Source organism: Massilia sp. TWR1-2-2 (genome assembly GCF_049897565.1).
Lineage (GTDB): Bacteria > Pseudomonadota > Gammaproteobacteria > Burkholderiales > Burkholderiaceae_D > JAFCUW01.
On the sequence record NZ_JAFCWM010000042.1, the window covers coordinates 1 to 25,618 of the forward strand.

Here is a 25,618-nt window from a genome sequence, read left to right on the forward strand (position 1 = left end):
GTTTGTTGCCATTTCTGGCACTACCATTGCTGGTAGGTCGCTCACTCAAAATACTGACAGGCCACTTCTTGCGAAGCGCCTATATTTCTTCTTTGTGAACATTTGATAATTTAAGTTTTCAGCGACCGAAGTCACTGGCACCTTCATCAAACGCCCACACTTATCGACTGTTAATTTTTAAAGAACTTGTTCGGTACTGCCTGCTTGCGGCTTGCTGATGAAGCGTTGTGTTCATCAGCCGCGAAGAAGAAAGAGTATGAAGCGTTTAGCTCGATTCGTCAACTTCTTTTTTTCCTGCGACACCCTTTTCGGAGCGCCCCAACCGTCGTCAACTACTTGATTTTGTTAACCATTTCATCGGGGAGGCGAACTATAGCAAACGGTGTCGGCGCCCGCAAGTTTTTTTCTGGGGCGGCAAACGACAGATGGCATCAAGCTTGCTACATCCACCGCGTGGGCGCACGTTTTTCGCCGCAATTCCTTGACAACGAGGGCAGCCGGGATGACATTCATGGCAGGGGCCAGAACAAGAACGCGCTCAGCGGTTCGTAGATTGTTCATTCACGGCGCAGGTGTGACAAATTGGTACAGCGCGATTCCACATAGAGAGCCCCCAAGGGCCGAACCGGAGACACATCATGGAACATCAAGCTGGCCCGGACCTGCGAGGTCCGGCAGTCGTACGCGGGGACGAAAACATGCCTGTGATAATTGAATCGTCCCATCAGCGCTCGCTGTCGTATGGCCTGTGCCCTGGCGCGCGGCCTGATTTCAGTCCGCTGGCCCGCAACGACCTGTCGATGCTCATCGCGCAGAACCGCCTGCTGCACGCCCATGCGGTGCCGGTGATGGAAACGCTGTACCAGCAGATTGTCAACACCCACAATATGGTGATCCTCACCGATGCGAAGGGCGTGATCGTGCATTCGCTGGGCGATGACGACTTCCTCGAGAAAGCCAGCCGGGTGGCCTTGCAGCCGGGCGTCGCGTGGTCGGAGGAGAGCAAAGGCACCAATGCAATCGGTACGGCGATCGCGGAAAACACTGCCACAGTGGTCCATGCGGACCAGCACTACCTGCAAGCGAACCATTTCCTGACCTGCTCGGCGGCACCGATTGCCGACCACCAGGGCAATGTGATCGGCGTACTTGACGTATCGGGCGACCAGCGCAGCTTCCACAAGCATACGATGGCCCTCGTCCGCATGTCGGCGCTGATGATCGAAAACCAGCTGTTCTCGGCCTCGTTCGAGGATTCGATCACGCTGCATTTCCATGCGCGCCAGGAATTCATCGGTACTTTGATGGAAGGCATCGCCTCATTTACGCCAGGCGGGCGGTTTCTGTCGGCGAACCGAAATGGCCTGTTTCAGCTGGGGCTGTCGTTCTCGGCGCTGCAGTCGCATACCTTCAGTTCGCTGTTCGGCATGCCGGTGTCGGCCATGTTCGACCATTACCGCACCGCCGCGCCAGGGTTGCTGAACCTGTGCATGCACAGCGGCGTGCGCGTGTATGGGCGCGCCCAGCTACAACTGCGCAACGAGGTACAGGCCTTGTCCGGCAACAACGAGCGCGGCAGTCTCGCGGTCTCTCAGGCGACGGCGGCGTCGCAGGCGGCGCAAGCGGCCAACGCGCGCCGGCTGTCGGGGCTGCGCTACCTGAATACCGGCGATCCCCAGCTTGAACAGGTCATTGCCAAGGTCAACAAAGTTCTCGGTCGCGACATTCCGATCCTGGTGATGGGGGAAACGGGCACCGGCAAGGAATTGCTGGCGCAGGCGATCCACAACGATTCGCCGCGCGCGATGGGGCCCTTCGTGGCGGTCAACTGCGCCTCGATCCCGGAAACGCTGATCGAGTCGGAACTGTTCGGTTACGAGGACGGCGCGTTCACCGGCGCGCGCAAGAAGGGATCGATCGGCAAGATTTTGGCCGCGAACGGCGGCACCCTCTTTCTTGACGAGATCGGCGACATGCCTTTCGGGCTGCAGGCGCGCCTGCTGCGCGTGCTGCAGGAACGCGTGGTCACCCCACTCGGCAGCGCCAAGTCGATACCGGTCAATGTCGAACTGATCTGCGCGACCAACCACAACCTGCGCGACCGCATCGCCAAGGGCCTGTTCCGCGAAGACTTGTATTACCGGCTCAACGGGCTGGTCGTCAAGCTGCCGCCGCTGCGCGAGCGTACCGACCTCGAGATCGTCGTCAAGAAAATCCTGGCGACCGAGTCGAATGGCGGCCGCTATTCCGTGTCCGGAGAAGTGCTGTTCATGTTCATGCGCCACAAGTGGCCCGGCAACTTTCGCCAACTGACCAACCTGCTGCGCACCGCGATCATCATGGCCGGCGACGAATGCGAAATCAGCCTGCGCCACATGCCGGACGATTTCCTCGACGACATCGACATGCATCCTGCCGTCGATCCGGGCGGGAACGCCGACAAGATGATCGCCGCCGGCGCCAAGCTCGACGAAATGGAGCATTCGTGCATCGTCAAGTCGCTCGAAGCGCACGGCGGCAACGTGTCGGCGACCGCGCGTGCGCTCGGCGTGTCGCGCAACACCATCTACCGCAAGGTGCCCCACCTTAAGTAAGCACATGTCAGGCCGCCGGCGGGAAGGCGGGCGACTTCCACACCACGCCGCGCTTGTTGATCGTCATCAGGTCGACGGCGGGAAGCGACCGGGCCAGCGCGTGGGCCTTGCGCGCACCCATCACCATGAACGCCGTCGACAGGCCGTCGGCCAGCAATGCGGTCGGCGCCAGCACCGTCGCGCTGGCCAGTTCTGGCGGCGAGTCGCCGGTGGTCGGATCGAAAATGTGATGGTGGGCAAAATCGGGCGTGAACGTCGACGCATAGTCGCCGGACGTGGCGACGCAGCGTCCGTGCGGGCACAGCACCGCGGCCAGCGCATCGTTGTCGCGCGGGTGCAGCACGCCGAGCGTCCATGGGTGGCGCCCGTTGTTGCCGTGCGCGCTGAATTCGCCCGTATCGAGCAGCGCGTGCTCAATGCCGCGCGCGCGCACGGCGGCCATTGCCAGGTCGGCGGCATAGCCCTGCGCCAGGCCGTTGAGCGTGATGGCGGCGCCCGCCTTGCCAAGACTGACCCGCTCGGCGCTTATCGCCAGCCGGCGCCAGTCCACGCGCAGCTTCGCCTGGCGGCGTTGCCGCGGCGACGGCAGCGCCGATTGGTCGGCGGCGTTGCGATACGCCTGCCACAAGGGCTGGACCGTGATATCGAAGGCGCCGCGCGTCATTTCCGACAGCGCCTGCGCCTGGCGCAGCACGGTCAGAAGATGTGGATGCGGCTGCGCGAGCACGCCGTCGCGGTTGAGCTGGAACACCTGGCTGGCGGGATTGTAGATGCTCATCAGGCGATCCACCTGGGTGGCCTGGTCGAGCGCGTCGCGGATCGCGGCAGCGGCCTGGCGCTCGTCATCGTGCACCACCGACACGCTGACCGTCGTGCCGAACGCCAGGGTGGCGCCGGTAAACAGCTGGCCTGTGCGCTGGATCGACGGCGGCGCCATCGCGGAAGCCATCGTTCCGAGCGACGCGGCAAGAAATTTTCGACGCAACATGCACTCCTCCCTTTTTACGAATTGATCGCGCGCACAATCGCAATGGTGCGCGCGCGTTTGACTTCCATGATCAGCGGCGCGCATTTTTTATCGCTGCCGTAAATCACCACGCAATCCATGCACTGGAAGCACTCGTCGTAGCTGACGTCGCCGGCCGGCGTAATCGCCTGGTAGTCGCAGCGGTGACGGCAGGTCTGACAAGGGGCGCCGCATTCGGCGCGCCGCGGGATCCAGTCGAGCACGCGAAACCTGCCGAGCAGCGCCAGCGCCGCGCCGAACGGGCACAGGTAGCGGCAGAAAAACTTGTAGACGAACATGCTCGCCAGCAGCAGCGCGACGGCGTAGGCCACGTACGGCCAGGAGCGCACGAAGTTGAGCGTGATGGCGGTCTTGAACGGCTCGAATTCGACCAGCTTGTCGGTCAGTGCCGGCGCCAGCCAGGCGCTGGCAAGGATCATGGCCAGCAGCGGATACTTGATCAGCTTCAGGCGCGCATCGCTGCGGGGGCGGATGCGCAGTTGCGGCAGCTTGATCCACTGCGCGAGCTTTCCAGTCGCCTCCTGCAGCGCACCAAACGGGCACAGCCAGCCACAGAAAGTGCCGCGGCCCCACACCAGCAGCGACACCGCGGTGAAGCCCCACAGCACCACCGTCATCGGATCGAACATCATGAAGGCGAGGCTGCGATGCGCCAGCAGGGCCTGCAGCACGCCGGTGAGATTGACGATGGACAGCTGCCCTTGCGCGTAATAGCCGATGAAGCCGATCGTAAACAGCAGGAAGCCGGCGCGGAACCAAGCGAAGCGGGCGCCGTGGGCGGTCAGCCGCTTCTGCAGCAGCAGCGCCGCACTCAGCACGGCAAGCGCGGCAGCCAGCACCAGCAGCTCGGCGCGCCGGCTGGACCAGATGCCTGGCCAGGACTTGTTGCTGGCCTCCGGCGCGACGGTGAACTGCGCCGGCACCTGCACGGAAAATGCGATGTCGCGGGTGATCCGCTCCGGATAGACGATGCCCTTGAAACGCGTTATCGGCAGCGTGAAGTCGAAGGGCCGTGCCGGATCGAGGCCGGCCTGGCCGATGACGCGCAGCACCGTCACGCTGGCGGCGGGCAGCGGGCCAGTGGCCGCCAATGCCAGCTCCAGGTCGAGGTCGCGCATGTCGATCGGCAGCTTGTCCTGTTTCAGCACGAGCCGGTCGGGCACGCTACCGCGGACGAAATCGTCGGCGAGGATGCTGTACCGGCCTGACGACATCACCAGCAGCGCATGGTCGCCCGCCTCCAGCCGGTCATGCAACTTTTTCCAGCTGGCGGCGGTAAGGACATTGCGGCCGGCCGTGGGCACCGAGGCGACCGCCAGGTACAGGTCGATGAAGACAGCGTTCGGGTGTGCCAGCGCTCCCGCATCGAGGCCGGCGCCGGTGCTGCCGGCAAACAACTTCTCGACGTCGCGGTTGGTGACGCGCAGATGGCGGACCAGGCCGGCGTCGAGCAGCTGCGCGACGCTCATCGGTTCGAACATGTCGGCGCGAATGCGCGCGATCTGGTCCGGATCGCTCCCCTCGCCGAAGCCGAGCTTCTTGCGCGACACTTTGAGGGCCGCCGACAACACGCTCTGGTGGATGATGCGCACGGAAGCGGTCGCCTTCGACACGCCGTCCAGGTAGGCGTGGCCGGCGTCGGGCCCGCGCAGGCGCTTGGTCTTGCTGTCGATGACGATATTCTGTTTGAGCGAGAGCTCCTGGTACTGGGCGACGAAGGCGAACAGCGGCGCCTCGCCGAGGCCGTCCAGGAACACCGGTTCATGATGAGAAAGCACCGCGACGTCGAGGAAGCTGCCCTTCGGATCGATCGCCACGAGCAGGTTGATCGGCACGCCGGCGAATCCGGGCACCGGCGCCAGGTCGATCGATTCGAACACATAGCCGACCAGTTCGGTGGCGGTCGCGTTCTGCTTGAACAGCGGCCATATCGGCAGGTCGGTCTGCTTGTCGCCGACCACCAGCGGCGCCGGGAAGCGCTTCACCAGTTCAGGCCTGGTGAGCACGCCGGCGCGCGCAGGCAGGCAGCTGCACAGCAGCGCCAGCCAGAACGACAGGAGCAGGTGGCGACGCACGTGGTCAAAAGAAAATGATGCCGCCGAGCGCCGCGCCGTTCATGCGCGCCGAGCGTCCGCTGAACGCCTTCGAGCGGGTCTGTCCGACTTCGCCAACCAGGGTGATCAGGTTGTTGAGCGAGTAGTAGGCGCCCACGGTCAGGTTGGCGTTCGACTTGAGGCCACCCGTGCCGGCGGTGTTGTCGTCGTTCGCGCTGATGCCGTAACTGGCGCCGAGCTTGAGGTTGTCGGAGGTCTTGAAGGTCGCCTGCAGCAGGTAGTTCTTCGACTTGGTGTCGCCCTGGTCGGCGTCGGACAGGATGCCGAGCGCCTTGCCGCCCTGCGCATTGGCCAGCACGTTGAAGGCGCCGGCGGTAAACGAGCCCCCTGCTTCGACGCCGGTCATGGTCAGGTCGCGCACGCCGGCAGTGACCGACGTGAACTTCTGCGATTTGGCGCCGAGCCAGGCCTTGAAGCCGTCCCGCGCGAACGTGACCTGCGCCTGCACCTGCGGGCTCGACTTGGCGGTGTACACCGGGGCGGACAGGATCGGCGTGTCGGAAACCGGGCTCATCAAGCCGATGTCAAAGCCAATGCCGGATGCCGACTTCGGCGTGCTGTAGGTCATCTGGCCGTAGTTTCCCAGGTAGGTGTAGCCGGCGCCGATGTGGCCGAGCGCGACGCGACCGCGCTGCGTCGCCTGCACTGGTGCGCCGGCGCCGAGCAGGGTCATGTCGCTGAGGATGGCATTGGCGCCGAAGATGCCGTAGTCGCGGCCGAGCTTGACCGTACCCATCTGCGCGTTGCCGAACGTGAAGAAGGCCTGGCGCACGTCGACCACGCTGTTCTGCCCGATCGCGCTGTCGGTCGCGGTCGAGTTGTAGATGCCGATCAGGGCCTTGACGTCGTAGCCGCCCTGGGTCGACAAGGCGGAGGTGACCAGGCCATTTGGCAGCAGGCCGTTACCGATGGTGGTGCGGTCGCCCTGGCCGCCGCAGCCGAGTCCCTTGTCGCCCAGCGCCAGGCCGCCGACTGCATCGCCCGAGCACGAAACGGCGGTGTAATAGGCGTTGACGATGCCGCCCACCGACACGGTCCAGTCGCCCGATTTGATATCGACTGCGTGGGCGTTTTGCAGGCTTGCCGCGGCCAGCGCGGTCAACAGGAATACGTTCTTCATCCGTCTCTCCTTCATCTTTTATGGTTCGTGAGCACATCGTCTTGATGTACCCCGTCCATGGCAATTTGCGTGCCCACCAGATGCATCCACAACGCGGCCGGATCCATGCGCAAGCTGTGCCGGATCGAATCAATCCGCGGCGCGGCTGTTCTGTTTTAGATCGCTCTGGACAAATTTCGAGGGCCAGGTCTGTCTTGTCAGCGCGTGACCGCAGCACCCAATCGCTGGGGTCAGGTCTGACATCCCCCCTCTGTCAGACCTGACCCCACGACGATGTCCGAATGTCAGACCTGACCCCAGCGTTGGGGGCAAAAAAATGGCGGCCGAAGCCGCCACAAAAACCGCCCGCCGCAAGCCCCGGAGACCTCATCGACCCACGGCACCGCCAAGCGGCTACACCATCAACCTTTGGCCAGCTTGAATACCCATACCGAACCGCCCTGCTCGAGGAAGTTGACCTTCTTGGCTACCTCGCCTCCCCACAGCGGCACCGCACCGCCCCAGCCGGACACGACCGCGACGTATTGGGTATCGCCGTCGATCCAGGTCACCGGCGGCGCCACCACGCCCGAGCCGGTCTGGAATTTCCACAGTTCCTTGCCGGTGTTGGCGTCGACCGCCTTGAGGAAGCCTTCCGGCGTGCCGTAGAACACGAGGCCGCCTGCGGTGCTCATCACGCCACCCCACAGCGGCGCACTGTTCTTGATTTCCCAGACGATCTTGCCGGTCTTCGGATCGATCGCGCGCATCGCGCCGATGTAATCGTCGAACAGCGGCTTGATGGTGAAGCCGGCGCCAAGGAAGGCGCCGCCCTTCTTGTAGCTGATCGGCTCGTTCCAGATGTCCATGCCCCACTCATTGGCCGGTACATAGAATAATTTCGTCTGCGGGCTGTAGGCCATCGGCATCTGGTTCTTCGCGCCAAGGAAGGCCGGCGCCGAGAATACGGTGCTGCCTTTTTTGCCGTCCTCACCCTTGGTCGGATCTCCCGGGCGGTTGGCGGCAATGAAGTTCGGCCGCCCGGTCTTCAGGTCGATGCTGCTGGCCCACGTGATCTTCTTGACAAAAGGGAAGGCGTTTTGCAGCTTGCCGCTGGTGGCATCGATGACGTAGAAAAACCCGTTGCGGTCGGCCTTGCCGCCGTAGCGCTTGCCATCCATGTCGAACGTGACAAATTCATTGGCGCCGTCGAAGTCCCAGGAGTCGTTCGGCGTGCTCTGGTAGGCCCACTTGATCTGGCCGGTGGTCACGTCGAGCGCAACGGTCGACGACGAGTACAGGTTGTCGCCAGGACGCAGGTGGCTGTTCCACGGCGACGGGTTGCCGGTGCCGAAGTAGGCCAGGCCGGTCTGCTCGTCATAGGTGCCGCCCATCCAGGTAGAGGCGCCGCCGGTTTTCCACAGCTCGCCCGGCCAGGTCTTGTTGACCGTACCGGAAATGCCGTTGTCGCTTTCCTTGCCGGCCTTATCGTAGCGATGGCCCATGTGGCCCTCGACGGTCGGGCGCGACCACACCAGTTGGCCCGTCATCGGATCGCGCGCATCGACCTTGCCGACGATGCCGAACTCGCCGCCGGAGTTACCGGTCAGCAGCAGGCCCTTGGCGATCAGGGGCGCGGCCGTCATCGAGTAGCCCGCCGCATAGTCGCCGATCTTTTCTTTCCACACTACCTTGCCGGTGTCCTGGTCGAGCGCGACGAGCTGGGCGTCGAGCGTGCCGAAGATGACCAGGTTGCCGTATAGCGCGGCGCCGCGGTTGACCACGTCGCAGCACGGCATGATGCCGTCCGGCAGGCGATGCTCGTACTTCCACAACTTGGCGCCGGTCTTCAGGTCGACCGCAAAAATGCGCGAGTACGAGGCGGTGACGAACATCTTGCCGTTATGGATCAGCGGCTGCGACTCCTGGCCACGCTGCTTTTCGCCGCCAAACGACATCGACCATGCCGGCGTCAGTTTCGCAACGGTCTTGGTGTTGATCTGGGTCAGCGGCGAATAGCGCTGGCCCTCGGTGCCCATGCCGAACGACAGCACGCTTTTCGGGTCCTTGGCGGTGTTGGACAGCATGGCGCTGGTGACGTCAGCTGCGTGCGCCATTGACATTGCGCTCACGCCGAGCAGGCATCCCGTGACGACTATTCTTTTCACAATCTTCTCCTCTTTCTTGTAAATTATTTTTCGCGACCGTTCACCGTCAGGGTGCTCAGAAGACGAAACTCCTCATCGGTGAACAGGCGCGAGCGCGTCAGGAAGCGCCGCCCTGTTCCGTTGTCCAGCGAAAACATGCCGCCGTTGCCGGCAACCACATCGATGATCAGCTGGGTATGTTCCCAGTAAGCGAACTGCTCCAGCCCCATGTAGAACGGCGCGCAGTCCAGGTTGCCGAGGTAGACGTCGGTCTCGCTGACGTCGAACTCGCCGGCCGGATAGCACATCGGCGCACTGCCGTCGCAGCAACCGCCGGACTGGAAAAACATCAGCGGGCCGTGCCGGCCACGCAGTTCGGCAATCATCTGCAGGGCGGCGTCGGTGGCGACAACCCGGTCGAGCGCGTCGTTCATGGGCTGGTTTCCTTAAAAAAATCCGAGCGCTTTCGGGCTGTAGCTCACCAGCAGGTTCTTGGTCTGCTGGTAGTGGTCGAGCATCATCTTGTGGTTTTCGCGCCCGATTCCCGACTGCTTGTAGCCGCCGAACGCGGCATGCGCCGGATACAGGTGGTAGCAGTTGGTCCAGACGCGGCCGGCCTGGATGGCGCGCCCGACCCGGAACGCACGCGAGCCGTCGCGCGTCCACAACCCGGCGCCCAGCCCGTACAAGGTGTCGTTGGCGATGCGGATGGCGTCGGCCTCATCCTTGAACGTCGTGACCGACACCACCGGCCCGAAGATCTCTTCCTGGAAGACGCGCATCTTGTTGTCGCCCTTGAACACGGTCGGCGTGACGTAGTAGCCGTCCTTGAGGTCGCCTTCCTGGTCGAAGCGTGCGCCGCCGGCCAGCACCGCGGCACCTTCCTGCTTGCCAATGTCCAGGTAGGACAGGATTTTCTCGAGCTGCTCCTGCGAGGCCTGCGCGCCGATCATTGTCGACAAATCGAGCGGATTGCCCTGCTTGATGGCGGCCACGCGTTTCAGCGCCCGTTCGATGAACTTGTCATAGATCGACTCCTCGATCAGCACGCGCGATGGGCAGGTGCATACCTCACCCTGATTCAGCGCAAACATGGTGAAGCCTTCCAGGCACTTGTCGAAAAAGTCGTCATCGGCGTCCATGACGTCGGCGAAGAAAATATTGGGCGACTTGCCGCCCAGTTCGAGCGTGACCGGGATCAGGTTCTGCGCGGCGTACCCCATGATCAGGCGGCCGGTGCCGGTCTCGCCGGTGAAGGCGATCTTGGCGATGCGCTTGTTCGACGCCAGCGGCTTGCCCGCTTCGAGGCCAAAGCCGTTGACGATGTTGAGCACGCCGGGCGGCAGCAGATGACCGATCAGTTCGATCAGCACCATGATCGATGCCGGCGTCTGTTCGGCCGGCTTGAGCACGACGCAGTTGCCGGCGGCCAGCGCGGGCGCAAGTTTCCACACCGCCATCAGGATCGGAAAATTCCACGGGATGATCTGGCCGACCACGCCGAGCGGCTCGTGAAAGTGGTAGGCGTAGGTTTCGTGGTCGATTTGCGCGACCGAACCTTCCTGGGCCCGGATGCAACCGGCAAAGTAACGGAAATGGTCGATCGCCAGCGGGATGTCGGCCGCCATCGTCTCGCGGATCGGTTTGCCGTTGTCGATCGTCTCGGCAGTGGCGATCAGCGTCAGGTTCTGCTCCATGACGTCCGCAATCTTGTTGAGGATGTTGGCGCGCTCGGCCTGCGACGTCTTGCCCCAGGCATCCTTGGCGGCGTGCGCGGCGTCCAGCGCAAGCTCGATGTCTTCGGCGCTGGAGCGCGCGATCTCGCAAAACGGCTGGCCGGTGATCGGGGTGATGTTGGCGAAGTACTCGCCCTTGGCCGGGGCGACGAACTTGCCGCCGATGTAGTTGTCGTAGCGCTGCTTGAACGGGTTGGCGACGCCCAGTTTGCTGATGTCCGCGAGATTCATGTCGTCCTCTGAGTGGTGTGGTTGTTAAACCGTCGGTTCGACGGAGTCGTGTTGAGTACAACCGTGATTCGCAAGCACCGTGCCAGCGCCCCGCCGACCGCGCCCGCATAGGAGCTCGATGCACGCTGCATGCATCACGGTGGCGAACACATGATCCAGAATGGAACAGGTGTCACGTTACGGTTCAACGGATGACCACGCCCCAAGGCAGTTCGCCCACCTCGATGTCGGCGAGCTTGCGCGCGCTGGCGGTGTCGATCACCGACACGCTGTTGGATCGGCCGTTGGCGACGTACAGCTTGGCGCCATCAGGCGTGAGCGCCATGTTCCACGGACGCTTGCCGACCGCGATGGTGGCGCTGACGCTGTTGCTGGCGGTGTCGATCACCATCACGCTGCCGTCGGTGCCGTTCGACACGTACACCTGCTTGCCGCTCGGATGCACGGCGATGCCATTCGCATTTTTCCCGGCCGGAATGGTGGCCAGCGCGCGCTGCGTCGCCAGGTCGACCACGTACACCGCGTTGACCAGTTCGCACGCAACGTAGGCGCGGCTCGAATCGGGCGCGAAGCCGATGCCGCGCGGGCGCGCGCCGACCGCGATGGCGCCCGTCTGGCGGCGCAGGGAAACATCGATCACGTCGACCTGCCGGGCGTTTTCGGCGCTGACCAGCAGATAGCGCCCGTCCGGGCTGAACACCGCGTGTTCAGGGTTTTCGCCTTCGACCCTGATGTCGGCGAGCTGGGCGCCGGTATGCGTATCGAACAAGGTGACACTGTTGCTCTCCTCGACGGCGACGGCGACGTAGCGGCCGTCGGCGGAGATGCCGACGCCTTCCGGCGACTTACCGAGCGGCATCGACCGGGTCGCGCCGTCGCTTGTTGCCACGGTCAGCAAGGCGCCGCTGGCGGCGTCGGAAAGGTACAGGCGCTGGCCGGACGGATCGATGGCGATGCCGCGCGGGCGCTTGCCGGCGGCAATCTCGCGCACCACCGTGTCGGTGGCGGTGTCGATTACGCTGACGGTGCCCGATTTCTCGTTCGGCACGTAGGCGAACGGCGCCGCGTGGACGTAGTTCGCCAGCGCCAGCAACAACATCAACGAGGTTTTCATGGGTGCTCCTCCACAAGTCGCGCGCGCGGCTGCGCGTGCTTTGACAGCCCATGCTGCAAGCGCCGTGCCACCCAAGTGTGCGGCGCAACATCGGGCATGGCAGGTATATTGCTTATGGCGAGTCGAGACTTGCCGGCACCTGCGTGCCCCGGCGAGCGCCGATATCACATCAATGGAGATCACCATGCCGCACCCGTTTCGCCTGAATGCCATGACCAGCCTGTTCGCCGCCGGCTCCACCATCATCGCGCCGGCCGTGTGCGCCGCCGACGCTCCTGTGCTGGCAGACGTGGTGGTGGTCAGCGCCAGCCGCATCGAGCACAATAGTTTTGACCTGCCGGCATCGATCGACCTGGTCGACGGCGCCCGCATCCGCGACGGCCAGACGCGCGTCAACGCCTCCGAGGCGCTGGCCTCGGTGCCCGGCCTGGTCGCGCAAAACCGCCAGAACTACGCGCAGGACCTGCAGATTTCGTCGCGCGGCTTCGGCGCGCGCTCGGCGTTCGGCGTGCGCGGCGTGCGCCTGATCAGCGACGGCGTACCGGCCAGCATGCCGGACGGCCAGGGCCAGCCGTCCTCGTTCAACCTCGACATGGCCGAACGGATAGAGGTGCTGCGCGGCCCCTTCTCGGCCATCTACGGCAACCACTCGGGCGGCGTGATCCAGCTGTTCACGCGCGACGGAAAAGGCCGCCCAACGGTCGAACTGAACCTGTCCGGCGGCAGCTATGGCAGCCGCAAGGCGGATCTCAGCGCCCAGGGCAGCAGCGGCGCGCTCGGCTACGTCATCGACGCCTCGCGCTTCGAGACAGACGGCTATCGCGACCACAGCGCCGCCACGCGCGATCAGGGCTTCGTCAAGCTGACGATGGCGCCCAACACGGGGGGCAAGCTGACGCTGGTGGCCAACTCGCTGCGCCAGGACGGCACCCAGGATCCGCTCGGTGTGACGTGGGGGACGTATCAACGCGATCCGCGCGCCGGCGAAATCGACGCCACCGATACGGCGACGCCGAAGCGCACGCTGGCCGCGCGCTACGACACCCGCAAGGACATCAATCATCAGCAGGCCGGCCTGGCCTTCGACCAGCGCTTCGGCGACGACCGCCTGCACGTGATGGTCTACGGCGGCAATCGCCAGGTGACCCAGTTCCAGTCGTTCTCGAAAGCGTTCCAGGTGCCGCCGACGCACTCGGGCGGCGTGGTCGACTTCGACCGCGACTTCCATGGCGCCGACATCCACTGGACCAGCGTGCGCGCACTCGGCGCCGGCAAGCTGACGACGACTTTCGGGGTCGATTACGGCAAGTCGGACGACGCCCGCCGCGGCTTCGAAAATTTCATCGGCAACCAGTTCGGCGTGGTCGGCGCGCCGCGGCGCGACGAGCAGGACACCCTGTCCAGTGTCGATCCGTACCTGCAGGCCGAATGGGCGACAGGCTCGTGGGTGATGACCGGCGCGGTGCGCCACACGCGCATGAAGATCGCGGTGAGCGACCGCTACACCAGCAACGGCAACGACAGCGGCAGTGTCGACTATCGCCACACCACGCCGGTGCTGGGTGTGCTGTACAAAGTGAGCCCTGTGCTGAACGTGTACGCCAGCGCCGCGCGCGGCTTCGAGACGCCGACGCTGAACGAATTGTTCTACTCGGGCGCCGGCGCCGGTTTCAACTTTGGCCTGAAGCCGGCCGAGAGCATGCATGTCGAGGCGGGGCTGAAGGCGATCGTCGGATCGAACACCCGGATCAACACGGCGCTGTTCCAGGTTCGCACCAGCGATGAACTCGTGGTCGACTCCTCCGCCGGCGGACGCACCAGCTACAAGAACGCCGGCAAAACGCTGCGCCAGGGCGCCGAACTGTCGCTCGACACCAGTTTTGGCGCCGGTTTCAGCGGACGGCTCGCGCTGACGGCTCTGCGCGCAGTGTACGACCAGGGGTTCGGCAGCGTGCTGGCCGGCAGCCGCCTGCCAGGCGTGCCGAACGCAAACCTGTTCGCCGAACTGGCGTGGAAGGATGCGGCCGACCGCTTCGGCGCCGCGCTCGATACTATGGCCAGCAGCAAGGTCTATGCCGAAGACGCCAACAGCGAGATTCCGGCTCCCGGCTATGCGGTGGTCAATGCGCGCTTCAATGCCAAGCAGCAGCTGGGCCAGTGGCGCTTCAAGCAGTTCGTGCGGGTGAATAACCTGATGGACCGGAAGTACGTCGGTTCGCTGATTATCGGCGATGCCAACAAGCGCTATTACGAAGCCGCCCCCGGCCGCAACTGGATGGCGGGAGTCAGCGCGCAGTACGCGTTCTAAGCGCCGCAGGCCACCCGAACAAATGGGGCCAGCAGTGCCAGCACATCGTTTCCACCGCCGGCTGCCGGATCAGAAGCTGGCGCGAATACCGGCTACTACCGCGCGCGGCGCGCCTGGCGCGACGAAGCGGGCCGGCGCCGCATCGATCGGCCCATCCAGCTGGCGGCCGTTCGGAAACAGGTCGGTGGCGACCGCGCCATACGTTTCATAGCGGCGGCCGGTGACGTTGTTGACGCGGGCGAACAGTTCCCAGTGTGGTCCCAGCCGGTAGCTGGCGCGCAGGTTTAGCAGGGCAAAGCCGCGGATGCTCCAGTCGGCCTTCTTCGCTGCCGCTTCCGGCGTTGCATCGGCAAACAATCCGTCTTCATTTCCCTGCGTGACCAGGCTCGATATCGCCTGCCCGTCGGCGCCGACAGTCCACGCGGTTCCCGCCTTCCAGTTGAGGCCGAGCTTGAAGGTATGCCGCGGCAGGCCGGCCAGGCGCGTCCCGCGCGTGACGCTGACATTGCGCGCACCGGTAAACAGCAGGCCGTCCGCATCGAACACCGCCTGCAGGTAATTGTAGCTGAGGCGAGCGTCGAACCGGCCGAACTGCCCACTGGCGGCGAAGTCCAGTCCCTGGTGGCGCGTACGTTCGAAATTCTTGAAGTAGCCATGCTGGCGTGTGCCCGCGCTGAGGAACAAGATGTCGTTGGTGTTACCGGTACGGTACAGCGACAACGACAACGAGGCGGCATCGCTGCGCCAGCGCAGGCCAGCTTCCACCGTGCGCGACACCACCTGCTCGAGGAAGGGATCCGATTGCAGGCCGGCCGGCAGCCGGCATGGCTGTGCCGGATCGGCGCAACCGAGTTCGATCACGGTCGGCACCCGGTTTCCCTGCCCGATGCTGGCGAACGCGGTGGCGCCGGCGCCAACTTCGTGCGCGATGCCGATGGCGGGATTGAGCTTGCGGTAGCTGAAGGCTTCGGCCGGCTGCGGGCCGTTGTCGTTGGAGAGCGTGTTGCCGACGCGCGCGTGGTTGAAGCGCGCCGACACGCTCAGATGGGTACCGGCGCGCACGGTCCAGGTGTCGCTGGCGTACAGCCCGAACAGGCGCGCGGCACCGACCACCGACGATGCCGGTTCGCGTAGCGCGTTCGCATCTGCCAGCACCGCGCGCTCGGCGCTGAAGGACGCTCCTTGCGCGAACTGGGCAAAGCTGACCCGGTTGCGGTCAACGGTGACGCCGGCGCCAAGCTGATGGTGAGCGCTGGCCGCGCTCCAATGCAGCGCCGCGCCAGCGCTGCGCTGGCGCGTGCTGGTCGTGTTGAATACCGCCGTGTGCGCGGGCACGTCCCCGCACCCTGCCGTGGCGCGATCACGGCAGCACCTGGCCACATATTCACCGAAGTCGTCGTTTGCGTCGCCGTTGACGGTGTCGCGCCGGCTCGAGCGGCCATATGCCGTGGCCGACAGCTGCGCGTCTGCACCGAGCTTGTGGCGCAGGTTGAAGATCAGTTGTCCGAGCCGGTTGCGCGTCTCGTCGGGAAAGGTGTAGGCAGCGCGCCGGTTGTCTTCGTACAAGCCGTCGCGCAGCCCGTCGTCGGTCCAGCGCGCGCTCGGCAGCAGGCCATTGCCGCGCAGCCGGCTGTTGCCGGCCAGCACCGACACGCTCCAGTCGGTGACGCCGCGCGCATGTCCGAGCTTGAAGAACAGGTTGCCGAGCCGGCCGGCCGAATGGTCGCGCCAGCCGGCATCGTCGAACGCGGTCGACGCCAGCAGCGCATGCCAGTGCTGGTCCAGCTTCGTGCCATAAGTAACATCGAAGCGGCGCTGGCCGTTGTTGCCGAAGCTCAATTCGGCGTCGAAGCCAAGGGCGCTGTGGCCCGACTTGGTGGTCAGCGCCAGCGCGCCGCCCAGGGTGTTCAGGCCGTACAGCGGATTCGATCCAGTCGCCAGCAAGACGCTGCCGATCGCCGCTTCCGGCAGCATGTCCCAATTGACGACATCGCCGAACGGCTCGTTGACGCGCACGCCGTCGAGGTACACGGACATGCCTTGCGCCGCTCCCAGCACGGCGGAGGCGCGAAAACCGCGGAAGGTCACGTCGTTCTGGAAAGGGCTGCCCGAAATCTCGTTGACGTTCACGCCGCTCAGGTTGCGCGCCATGAACTCGCCCAGGTTGCCTGCCTGCGCCTGCCGGATCGTCTTGGCGTTGGCGCTCTGCACCTGGTACGCCAGCATGTCACGATCGATCCCCAGTCCCGGCTGCGGCGCGACGCCGACCACCTCGACGCGCAGCATCGCCACCGTTGGATGGTCCTGGGCCGCCGCCTGCTGCGCGGCCAGCAAGGCGAGCATCGCCGCGTGCCTCATGGCTTGACGACCTGCACTCCATATTTTGCGAAGATCGCTTTCAGCGCGCCGTTGCCGGCCATCTCGTTGATCGCCGCCTGCAGCCGCCTGGCGATTTCGACATCGTCCTTGCGCACCGCCATGCCGACCGCCCACCCGGAACGCGGCAGCCGCTGAAAAGACACGTCATGCAGCGGGAAGGCGGCGTCGCCTTGCATCACCGCTTCGATTTCGGACCGGTTGGCGAGCACGGCATCGAGCTCGCCGGCCTTGAGCGCGACAACGGCTGCAGTGGCGGTATCGTAGATGCGCACGTTGTCGCGGAATTTGCCGTTACCCTCGCCAAGCATCACCATGGCGGCGATCGATACCTTCTCGACGCCGATGCGCTTGCCGGCGAGCGCATCGAGTCCGTCGAAAGCGGGCACCGTTTTCGCGCTGCGCACCAGGCGCACCGTCTCCACATGGTAAGGGGCGAAAATAGTCACCTTGTCGTTTTCGGCCATCAGGCGATTATCGACCGGCACATGGAGCATGACGTCTGCCGGCCCATAGCCGAGGTAGTGCCCCTTCCACACCATGTTGCGCAAATCGTCGCCAAGGTTTTCGCCGGCCGTGAAAGGCAGCAGTTTGAGTTTCAGCCCAAGCCTGGCCGACAGCGCGGCGGCCAGCTCGACGTCGATCCCGGCGCCATTGTCGGAGAACGGCAGGAACTCGTTATAGATCGCCACCTTGAGGATGCCCGACTCCTGAATCTTCTGCCAATCGGCGCGCGCGACAGAGGGCACGACCAGGCCGGAACACGATAGCGCGATCGCCAGGCAGACTGCGCGGAACATTGCGGCGGAGCGCATCATTTGGTCTCGCGGCGGGTTTCCAGGTAGGTCTTGATGGCCCACATCGCCTCCTGGTTGAACACTCCCTCGAACGGCGGCATGTAGACCGCGCCATTGCGCACTTTGCCGCTGCGAACCGACGCCAGGTAGTAGCTGTCCATCTCCTTGAAGCACGCGGCCTTCTTGGCATCGTTCTTGATGCCGACGCAGTCGTTTTCCAGCAGACGCAGATCCGGCGCGATGCCCCCCGAAATCGCTTCGATGCCGTGGCAGCGCGCGCAGTTCTGGTTGTATGCAGAGGCGCCGATCTTCAAGGCCAGCTTGTTCGCCTTGTACGGATTCTCATCACGCCATTTGTCGCCCAATACCGGCAGGCCGGTAGTGTCGACGCTTTGCGGAGTGACGTTGCCGTGAGCTGCGGCGTACAGCGAAGTGAGCGCCGTCGCTGCAAGTGCGAGCACGGCGGCGATAGTACGGGGCGAGTGCCACATGGTTTGTCTCCTGCTGATTATGGTGAGTGGATAATCAGATACGAGCAATTGCCATGCCAAGCGTCGTGCCCAGTACCGGCGGCACAACTGTTCCAATTCGGGACAGCTGTTACAACAGGTCCCGGAACAGCGGCGAGCCAGGGTATAATTTTTCCAGCGTGCGCGCGGCGATGCCGATCACCACTTCTTCCAGCTGCGCCCTGGCCTTGTCGGCATCGGCTTCGTCGCGCACATCCGGCCAGATGTTGCCGAGCGCGTCGGCATGCATGGCTACCGCGCGCTCGACCTCGTCTTGCCAGAACGCCGGCGCTTCGCTGTCGACGAAGTTGCCGCGGCCGCGGCCGAAGTGGGCGACGGCCAGGTAGCGCAAGATGCTCGCTACTAACAGCGACCTGAGGAATTCGTCAGCGAACTGCACCATTGGATGGTTGCGGTCGGTGCTGGCGTTGAAGCCCCAGGCGGCGCCGGCAAACGTCAGCGCGCCGATGACGCCGCCGAGCAAGGCGCCGCCGCCCAGCGTCAGGCCGCCGGCCATGACGTCGGCCGACAAGCCGGTCGCCGCGCCCGACAGCACCGCGCCGATCAGGCCGGCCTGGGCCTTGTCGACCGGCGCGCGGATGGCGAAATTCTGGCGCACGCGCGCGTTGATCTTGCCCGCTTCGCTGGGGTCGAGCCTGTGCAGGGCCAGCAAGCGCCCGGTGGCGGCGCCGATCTGGCTGTTCAGGCGCTCGAGCAAGGCGGCCATCGCCTTCTCCTGGCCCGGGTCGCCGGCCTTGCGCAACTTCACCGCGTTCAGGGCCGAGCGCAGCAGCGATGTCGGCGCGTCGGCCACCGGTTCGCTGTCGCGCGCCGCCGCCAGCAGTTGCTGCGCGGTGATGTCCATCGCGCGGTGGAAACGGTCGGCGTTGTTCGCTTCCCAGACGGCAAACAGGCGCGCGTAGCCTTGCTGGCTGGCAGGGTCGAGCAACTTGCCGACCGCTTCGTAGAAGACGCGCTCATGCACCCAGCAGCGGGCGAAGGCGTCGAGCGCCAGCACGTCGCGCACGATCGGATACTGCGCCAGGTGCTGTTTCCACAGCGCCTGCTCGGCGAGTTCGTCGGCAGCAGGGCGTGGCGGGCCCATCTGGTTGAGCAAGACGACCACGGGTTTGTCGAGCCACTCAAGAATTTTCATTTCGGCCGGCAGGTAGCCGGCGTCGCGCGGATGCTCGGCCGAATTGACCAGGTACAGCACCACGTCGGCGGCATCCTTGGCGGTGCGCAGCGCATTCTGGCTGAGCCAGAACGTTCGGTCGCGATAGCGGTCGAACACTTCACGCACGAACCAGCCGATCGGGTTGCCGGCGATGGCTAGGCGGCGCAGCAGCCGCACGGAATCGCCGAAGCCGGGCGTGTCCCACAGCTGCAGCGAATCGCCTTCGGGCGTGGCCAGCAAGGTGTGCGATTCGGCAAACACGGTGACGTGGGCGGCGTCGCGCACTTCGCCGACGTCGATGCCAACCAGCGTGCGCGCCAGCGTGGTCTTGCCGTTGTTGGTATGCGATATCAGCGCGAACTGGATATGCACCGGGGTGGTAGTCATGCGGCCCCCTGTTCCAGCGGGCGCGCCTGCGCATCGAGCAGGTTGACGACGCGGGCCTGCAGCTGATGGTGGCCGCAGAATTGCTGCCACAGCGCGATGCGCTCGTCGATGCGGCGCTTGGCGTCGAGTTGCGAGCCCATCCGTTCGACCAGCGACGATTCGTCGAGCAGCACCACAAGGCCGCGCGGCGAGGCGCGCACCAGGTGTTCGAGGAAGGCGCCATGGTTTTCCGTTTCCGGCGTGGCGGCCAGGTTGAACAGCACCGCCGTCATGCTGTTGGCGGGGTCGTCGAGGCGGGTGTCGCCGAGGGCGTCCTGCGGCTCGTCGCCATAGGCGCTGGATGGGCGCAGCATCAGGCGCGCCTGTTCGCCGAGCAGCATCGTGGCCACCGCGGCCAGGCCCTTGTCGCGCGCTTCGTCGAGCGTGAAGCTGTACGGCAGCACGCGCAGCACGCCAGGCACGCCGCCAATCTTGCCGCTCAGCTTGCGGAAATACGGCTGCTCGAGGTCGAGCGGGAAGCTGGCGGCGATGCTGCGCGCGCGCCAGTGCGCAACGGCGGCCAGCACCAGGCGCGGCAGGATCACCAGCAACGCGATGGTGGCTGCGTACAGCAGCACCCATTGCTTGCCGCCACTGGCCGACGGCGTTTGCGTAAAGCGCAGCGCGTCGATGTCGGCCACCGTAAAGCCTTGCAGGCCGAACAGCCCCACGGCCGGCGCGAACAGCACCGACAATATCTGGTGCACTTGCGCGCCATCGAGGAAGGTGCTTTCCCAGCCGGCGCGGTACTGCGTCAGCAGGCCGCGCGCGAGCAACGACAGCACCGCGCCCGCGGCAAACATGGCGGCCGCCAGGTGCATCGTGCGGGCCAGGCGCGCATGGGTCAGCTTGCCGCTGAGGCGGGCCCACTCGGCCATGAAGTCGGTCAGCGCGGCCGACAGCACCGACGGCATCTTGCGCGGCAGCGCGGCGGCGCCGGCGCTGAGGCGGCGCAGCATCGCTTCGCTGGCCCAGCCGGTCTTGTGGCCAGGCACGAACAGCCAGGCGAGCAGGATCAGGTAGACCAGCAGGTTCCAGGCGATGATGGCCAGCAATGGCGCCGACAGCAGATCGACGCGGTGCGGATCGCCAATGCGGTCGACGCCGGCGCCGATCAGCAGCGCGGCCAGCGCCAGGCCGATCGTCAGGCCGCTCCAGCCGGCGCCGCGCTGGCGAAAAGCGGCGAACGCGGGCGTGCGCTCGGCCAGGCGCTTGAGGATCTGCTCGGAGCGCTGCTGCAGGAAATGGTCGGCCGTGACCGCCGACTTGCTGTCGGCGGCTTGCCACTCGGCCAGTTCCTTCGCGCTGCGGCTGGCGTACATGCGATCGTCGTCGCTGAGGATCTCGTGCTTGCGATCCGTCGTTTCGATCGCCCGCACCAGCACCACGTCGCTTGCCACCTGTTCGTTCATGCCCATCCCGGTTGTATAAAACGACAATATTGAAGTGCCAATTGTGCCGTACTTTGGGCGCGCACGGTTAAGCCGTGGCGCGCGCCATATAATGGCCGGGTTTCACAGGCAGAAGGAGCCCGATGCATCCGTTCTTTCGCGACCCGCGCCAGCGTTCGATGGCGGTGATCGGCACGCTAGTCGTGCTCGCCGCTTGCAGCCTCGGCCTGTCGGCATGACCGGTTCGGTCGTGGTGCCGCTGACGGACATGCCGGCCGCGCTTGGTGAACTAATGCATGGCAAGGCCGACACGATGGCGGCCACCTTGCTCGAACTGCGGCTGTCGCGCGCGCTGGTCGCGTTCGTCACCGGCGGCGCCCTGTCGCTGGCCGGCGTCATGATGCAGGCGCTGCTGCGCAATCCGCTGGCCGCCGATGGGCGCGCTCGGCCGCGGCCGGTGGCGCCTCGCTGCTGCGGCTGACCGGCGTGATCCTGTCGTCGGCCTGCACGGCGATGGTGACGTTGATGCTGTCGATCGCGCCGGAAAGCCGGCTGCGCGGCATGGTGTTCTGGATGATCGGCGACCTCGGCGGCGCGCCGATGCGGCCGATCGCCGGGCTGTGCCGCGAACAGGGCAAGACCGCCGTCACGATCGGCCACGGTCTGAACCTGGCGCAGCAGGCGTGCAGCCATGCATTGCTGCCGATGGGCGATGGTTGCTGGGAAGCCGGCCCGATCGGTGAGGTGATGACGGCGCCGGCGCTGTCGCGTTACCTCGGTCACCCGATCGAAATCGTCGCCCATGGCGCTCGTCGCATCTTCGTGCCGGTGCAGCCGGGCGCCTAGGCATATGCATGTCAGTGTAACAAGCTGTTTATTTTATCAATATCCCGAGTAATGGCGGTACTATCCGCTGTCGAAATGTTCAGGATCCCACCATGTTGCCTCGATTGCTCTCCACCGTATGCCTCGTTGTACTGACCGCGCCGGCCTGGTCGCAAAGCGAACCGGTTGTTGAACCTGAAAAAATCGTCGTGGTCGGGCAGCGCCCCGGCCCCGGCTTGTGGAAAGTGTCGAAAGACGATCGCGTGCTGTGGATCTTCGGCACCTATGCGCCATTGCCGGCGAAGATGGAATGGCGCTCGCGGCAGGTGGAAAGCGTGCTGTCCCAGTCGCAAGAACTGCTCGGCCTGCCCGGCGCGGGGGTGTCGGTCGGCTGGTCGAACAGCCTGAACCTGCTCACCGCATTGCCGTTCGTGATCGGCGTGAAGAAGAATGCCGATGGCGCCAGCTTGCAGCAAGTGGTGCCGGCCGATGTGTACGCGCGCTGGACGCCGTTGAAGGAGCGCTACATCGGCGCCGATTCCGATGTCGAGTCGGAGCGACCGATTTTCGCCGCGCAGGAATTGTTCAGCAAGGCGCTGAAGCAGTCGGGACTGGGGTCGGACCGGGACGTTATCAACTCCATCCAGAAGATGGCGAAGGACAAGGGCGTGCAATTTACGCCTGTCAGTGTCTCGGTGCGGTTGGAGAACCCGCGCGGCGCGGTGCGCGACTTCAAGAAGGCAACGCTCGACGACCTCGATTGTTTTTCCAAGACCATCGACCGCCTCGAGGTGGACGTCGACGCCATGCGGGTGCGGGCCACTGCCTGGGCCATCGGCGACATCGACACGATGCGCAAACTGACTTATCCAGACCAGGAGCAAGCGTGCGCCGCAGCATTTACCAACAGCAGCTGGGTAAAGTCGCTGAAGGGGGCCGAATCGCTGGACCAGCGCCGACGCGAGCGGTGGCTGGCGGTCGCGGAAAAATCGCTGGCCACCAACAAGTCCACGCTGGCGTTGTTGCCGGTGTCGCAGATCATGAACCCGAGCGGGCTGGTGGCGGCGCTGCAGGCCAAAGGATATCTGGTCGAACAGCCGGAGTGACGCGGCCCGCTTAGCTGGCTCGTCGGCGTCCGGCGATCAGGTTTGCCGCGCGCGCAGCAGCGACAGGATGACGAAGGCAAACAAGGCGCTGACGACGGCGGTGCCTTCCCTGCCCATCCCGGCCGCGATGCCCACGGCGGCGGTCAGCCAGATGCTCGCCGCGGTCGTCAGACCGATGATCTGATTTTCATCGGTCAGCTTCAGGATGGCGCCGGCGCCGAGAAAGCCGATGCCGGCAGTGATGCCCTGCAGCACGCGCGACAGGTCTTGCAGATTCATGCCTGCCTGCAAAGGAATCAGCACGAACAGCGCCGATCCCAGCGACACCAGCATGTGTGTGCGCAGGCCGGCCGAGGCGCCTACCGATTCGCGCTCGTAACCGAGCAGGCCGCCAAGCAGTACTGCCACCAGCAGTCGCACGCACAAACGCGTGATGTCCTCTGCATCGCCCAGATCAGAAAATTCCTGCTGAACGGTCAACCAACTTCTTTGCCACCACACGGTTAGATCCCCTATTTTGCGCGGCTTCGATCATGACAGTTTTGAAGTTTCCATGGCGCACGCCGTGAATCAGGAAGCGTGAGCGCCGACGGTTTTTTGCTTAGCGACTACCGATGATCTCGGCGATCGCGGTGGCCACCACTTCCGGATTGGCGCTTTGTATTTGATGGTCCGAATCGACAACCACCTTTTTGGCATTCGGGTACAGGCCGCGGACGAAAGCGACGGTCGCCGGGTCGCGATTGAAGGCGCCGAAATCGACGGGGATCGCAGTTGCCGACTTCGGCGCGTTGATCAATTTGATCATCGGCATATGATCAATGCCCGGCAGTGCCGCGACGATTTCGCCAGTGTCGTAAATGCGATCGATCTCGCGACCAACTGTGCCGGAAAAGAACAGCTGCTTGCCGATGCGGGTGGTCAGCGGTAAAGACTCCGGCTTCTTCACCATTTTCGGCTTCAGGGAATCAACCAGGACGATGCCCTGCACTTCGTTCGGATAGCGGCGTGCGAACAGCTGCATGTAAAGGCCGCCAAGCGAATGGCCAACCAGTATGTACGGCGGGGCGAGGCCTTTTTGCTTCAATACCTGGCGCAGCTGCTCGACGATCGTCGCACCGTCGCGCGGCGCATCGGTGGCGTCGCTTTGCGCGTAGCCGGGACGGTTGTAGGCAAATACCGTCGCATTCGGACTGACTGCGTCGAGCACCTTATCCCATTTCTCCAGCGTGCCGCGCAGGCCGCTCTCGAACACGATGACCACGTTGGCGGAAGGATGCTTGATCGTCACCGATTCGACCTTGCGACCGTCAATCGTGTCGATGCTGGCCTTTTCAGCGGCGGCGAATGCGGGGACACAGACGCAAGCTGCAACCACGAAAGCGATATTGATTCGTGAGGTCGGGAACACGGCTTCGGAGGATAGTGAAAGCTTATCGTTACAGAAAAACAATGCCCGGCAATTGAGGATGCGATGAACTGTAATCACGCCGCTACAGTTTGCAAAATAGACGGATGAGCCGCTGCGGGGAATCAGCTTTCAGGCAATGCCCGGGCCGGATTGCCCACGACGGTGACGCCTTCCGGTACGTCGCGCGTGACGACGCTGCCCGCCCCGACCAGGGCGTTGTCGCCAATCGTCACTCCGGGCAGAATCAGCGCGCCGCCGCCAATCCAGACATTTTGGCCGATCAATATGGGACGGCCAAATTCGGCTCCCTGCGCACGCTCAACCGGATTGCGCGGATGATCGGCTGCCAGGATCTGCACCCCGGGGCCGATTTGCGTAAAGTCGCCAATCACGACCGGCGCCACGTCGAGAATAACGCAGTTGAAGTTGATGAAAACGCCGCGGCCCACCGTGATATTGAACCCGTAGTCGACATGGAATGGCGGGCGGATGATGGCGCCTTCGCCCACCGCGGCCAAGCGAGCCAGCAACAAGGCGCGCGCGTACTCGGCAGGCACATCCTGGCGGTCGTTGTACTGGTCCATCCACGCGCGCGCCGCGGCCTGGTCTGCCTGCAGCTCCGGATCGGTCACGCGATACAACTCGCCGGCCAACATTTTTTGTTTCTCGGACAATGTCATAGCGATCATCATACCGCTCAAAACTTCACTTACAGGTTCGCTTGAAAACGTGGTGAACCGGGCCGCGAGGAATTGGGGATCAGTTCGGTAGGCCGTGATTGTAGGCTGGATCGCGCACGCCAAGGAACAGTTTCACGGGAGCGATCTGGTCAGGCCACGCTCGACCTGCAACGGCATTCTTCCTCAACGGGGATGCACAGCGCGGGAAGCCGCGTTCGCCAGCGGCGAGCACGACGTAATTATGTAATTATGGACGCAGCTCCATTTTCGTCTTCCCGCGAAGGCTGGAATCCCTGCCATCTTCGCAGCGGTGCACAAATCATCAGACGAAAAAAAACAGCGCGACTCGTGGCGGCCTTGGCCGTCGCGGGCGCACGCGTCGTTTTTCTCCAGACGAAAAAAAACCCAGCATCTCTGCTGGGTTTTTTTACTATAACTAGCCTGACGATAACCTACTTTCACACTGGTTGCAGCACTATCATCGGCGTAATATCGTTTCACGGTCCTGTTCGGGATGGGAAGGGGTGGTACCGATTTACTATGGTCATCA

19 protein-coding genes, 1 rRNA gene and 1 pseudogene are annotated in these 25,618 nt (G+C 64.3%); 5 read left to right on the plus strand and 16 right to left on the minus strand.

From position 1 onward, the window contains the following. Window positions 1-186 precede the first annotated feature (186 nt). Both ACP7DD_RS24085 and ACP7DD_RS24090 read left to right on the plus strand, forming a co-directional pair. Window positions 187-552 carry a hypothetical protein gene (locus tag ACP7DD_RS24085; protein ID WP_426177614.1) on the plus strand — a complete coding sequence of 122 codons (366 nt, stop codon included), beginning with the start codon at window positions 187-189 and terminating at the stop codon, window positions 550-552. An 86-nt stretch (window positions 553-638) separates the two neighbouring features. After that, entirely contained in the window at window positions 639-2,594 is a 1,956-nt protein-coding gene (locus ACP7DD_RS24090) for a sigma-54-dependent Fis family transcriptional regulator (RefSeq protein WP_426177616.1), read from the plus strand. 7 nt (window positions 2,595-2,601) lie between these two features. On the opposite strand, the gene ACP7DD_RS24095 is transcribed toward ACP7DD_RS24090, so the two are convergent. The 7 genes from ACP7DD_RS24095 to ACP7DD_RS24125 all read right to left on the minus strand — a co-directional run bounded on the left by ACP7DD_RS24095 (window position 2,602) and on the right by ACP7DD_RS24125 (window position 12,062). Further along, window positions 2,602-3,582, minus strand: a complete 981-nt coding sequence (locus tag ACP7DD_RS24095) for an FAD:protein FMN transferase (RefSeq protein WP_426177617.1) — start codon at window positions 3,580-3,582, stop codon at window positions 2,602-2,604. Between the two features lie 14 nt (window positions 3,583-3,596). Continuing rightward, complete coding sequence (locus ACP7DD_RS24100; protein WP_426177618.1) at window positions 3,597-5,696, minus strand: 4Fe-4S binding protein; 2,100 nt, start codon at window positions 5,694-5,696, stop codon at window positions 3,597-3,599. 4 nt (window positions 5,697-5,700) lie between these two features. Next, window positions 5,701-6,855 (minus strand): porin, encoded by a 1,155-nt coding sequence (locus ACP7DD_RS24105; protein ID WP_426177619.1) that lies wholly within the window; start codon window positions 6,853-6,855, stop codon window positions 5,701-5,703. Window positions 6,856-7,256: 401 nt separating this feature from the next. Next, entirely contained in the window at window positions 7,257-8,957 is a 1,701-nt protein-coding gene (locus ACP7DD_RS24110) for a PQQ-dependent methanol/ethanol family dehydrogenase (RefSeq protein ID WP_426177644.1), read from the minus strand. Between the two features lie 68 nt (window positions 8,958-9,025). Beyond that, window positions 9,026-9,415 (minus strand): DUF779 domain-containing protein, encoded by a 390-nt coding sequence (locus ACP7DD_RS24115; RefSeq protein WP_426177621.1) that lies wholly within the window; start codon window positions 9,413-9,415, stop codon window positions 9,026-9,028. A gap of 12 nt (window positions 9,416-9,427) precedes the next feature. Further along, window positions 9,428-10,948: an aldehyde dehydrogenase gene (gene adh, locus ACP7DD_RS24120; RefSeq protein WP_426177623.1), complete on the minus strand. Its 1,521-nt coding sequence runs from the start codon at window positions 10,946-10,948 to the stop codon at window positions 9,428-9,430. 184 nt (window positions 10,949-11,132) lie between these two features. Further along, window positions 11,133-12,062 (minus strand): beta-propeller fold lactonase family protein, encoded by a 930-nt coding sequence (locus ACP7DD_RS24125; protein ID WP_426177625.1) that lies wholly within the window; start codon window positions 12,060-12,062, stop codon window positions 11,133-11,135. A 184-nt stretch (window positions 12,063-12,246) separates the two neighbouring features. On the opposite strand from ACP7DD_RS24125, the gene ACP7DD_RS24130 reads away from it, so the two are divergent. Next, on the plus strand, window positions 12,247-14,370 hold the full coding sequence (locus tag ACP7DD_RS24130) for a TonB-dependent receptor family protein (RefSeq protein WP_426177627.1): 2,124 nt from the start codon (window positions 12,247-12,249) through the stop codon (window positions 14,368-14,370). Window positions 14,371-14,439: 69 nt separating this feature from the next. On the opposite strand, the gene ACP7DD_RS24135 is transcribed toward ACP7DD_RS24130, so the two are convergent. The 5 genes from ACP7DD_RS24135 to ACP7DD_RS24155 form a co-directional block, all read right to left on the minus strand. Further along, window positions 14,440-16,728: a TonB-dependent receptor gene (locus tag ACP7DD_RS24135; RefSeq protein WP_426177629.1), complete on the minus strand. Its 2,289-nt coding sequence runs from the start codon at window positions 16,726-16,728 to the stop codon at window positions 14,440-14,442. After that, entirely contained in the window at window positions 16,725-17,564 is an 840-nt protein-coding gene (locus tag ACP7DD_RS24140) for a substrate-binding periplasmic protein (RefSeq protein ID WP_426177630.1), read from the minus strand. The genes ACP7DD_RS24135 and ACP7DD_RS24140 overlap by 4 nt, the downstream gene beginning before the upstream one ends. Then, window positions 17,561-18,034, minus strand: coding sequence for a cytochrome c-550 PedF (pedF, locus tag ACP7DD_RS24145; protein WP_426177632.1), 474 nt, complete (start codon window positions 18,032-18,034; stop codon window positions 17,561-17,563). Before pedF ends, ACP7DD_RS24140 begins: the two co-directional genes overlap by 4 nt. Before the next feature lie 109 nt (window positions 18,035-18,143). Beyond that, window positions 18,144-19,616: a DUF3482 domain-containing protein gene (locus ACP7DD_RS24150; protein ID WP_426177634.1), complete on the minus strand. Its 1,473-nt coding sequence runs from the start codon at window positions 19,614-19,616 to the stop codon at window positions 18,144-18,146. Next, window positions 19,613-21,067, minus strand: a complete 1,455-nt coding sequence (locus ACP7DD_RS24155; RefSeq protein WP_426177636.1) for a DUF2868 domain-containing protein — start codon at window positions 21,065-21,067, stop codon at window positions 19,613-19,615. Before ACP7DD_RS24155 ends, ACP7DD_RS24150 begins: the two co-directional genes overlap by 4 nt. A gap of 122 nt (window positions 21,068-21,189) precedes the next feature. Here ACP7DD_RS24155 and ACP7DD_RS24160 point away from each other — a divergent pair. Beyond that, window positions 21,190-21,892, plus strand: a pseudogene (locus tag ACP7DD_RS24160) (iron chelate uptake ABC transporter family permease subunit). A 92-nt stretch (window positions 21,893-21,984) separates the two neighbouring features. Continuing rightward, window positions 21,985-22,977, plus strand: a complete 993-nt coding sequence (locus ACP7DD_RS24165) for a TraB/GumN family protein (RefSeq protein WP_426177637.1) — start codon at window positions 21,985-21,987, stop codon at window positions 22,975-22,977. A 36-nt stretch (window positions 22,978-23,013) separates the two neighbouring features. On the opposite strand, the gene ACP7DD_RS24170 is transcribed toward ACP7DD_RS24165, so the two are convergent. The 4 genes from ACP7DD_RS24170 to rrf all read right to left on the minus strand — a co-directional run. Then, on the minus strand, window positions 23,014-23,457 hold the full coding sequence (locus ACP7DD_RS24170) for an MgtC/SapB family protein (RefSeq protein WP_426177639.1): 444 nt from the start codon (window positions 23,455-23,457) through the stop codon (window positions 23,014-23,016). Between the two features lie 121 nt (window positions 23,458-23,578). Beyond that, the gene (locus tag ACP7DD_RS24175; RefSeq protein ID WP_426177641.1) at window positions 23,579-24,388 is read right to left on the minus strand and encodes an alpha/beta fold hydrolase; all 810 of its coding nucleotides are present in this window, start codon (window positions 24,386-24,388) and stop codon (window positions 23,579-23,581) included. 122 nt (window positions 24,389-24,510) lie between these two features. Then, entirely contained in the window at window positions 24,511-25,080 is a 570-nt protein-coding gene (locus tag ACP7DD_RS24180) for a sugar O-acetyltransferase (RefSeq protein ID WP_426177643.1), read from the minus strand. A 427-nt stretch (window positions 25,081-25,507) separates the two neighbouring features. Continuing rightward, window positions 25,508-25,618: ribosomal RNA gene (rrf, locus tag ACP7DD_RS24185) — 5S ribosomal RNA — on the minus strand; the annotation flags it as partial.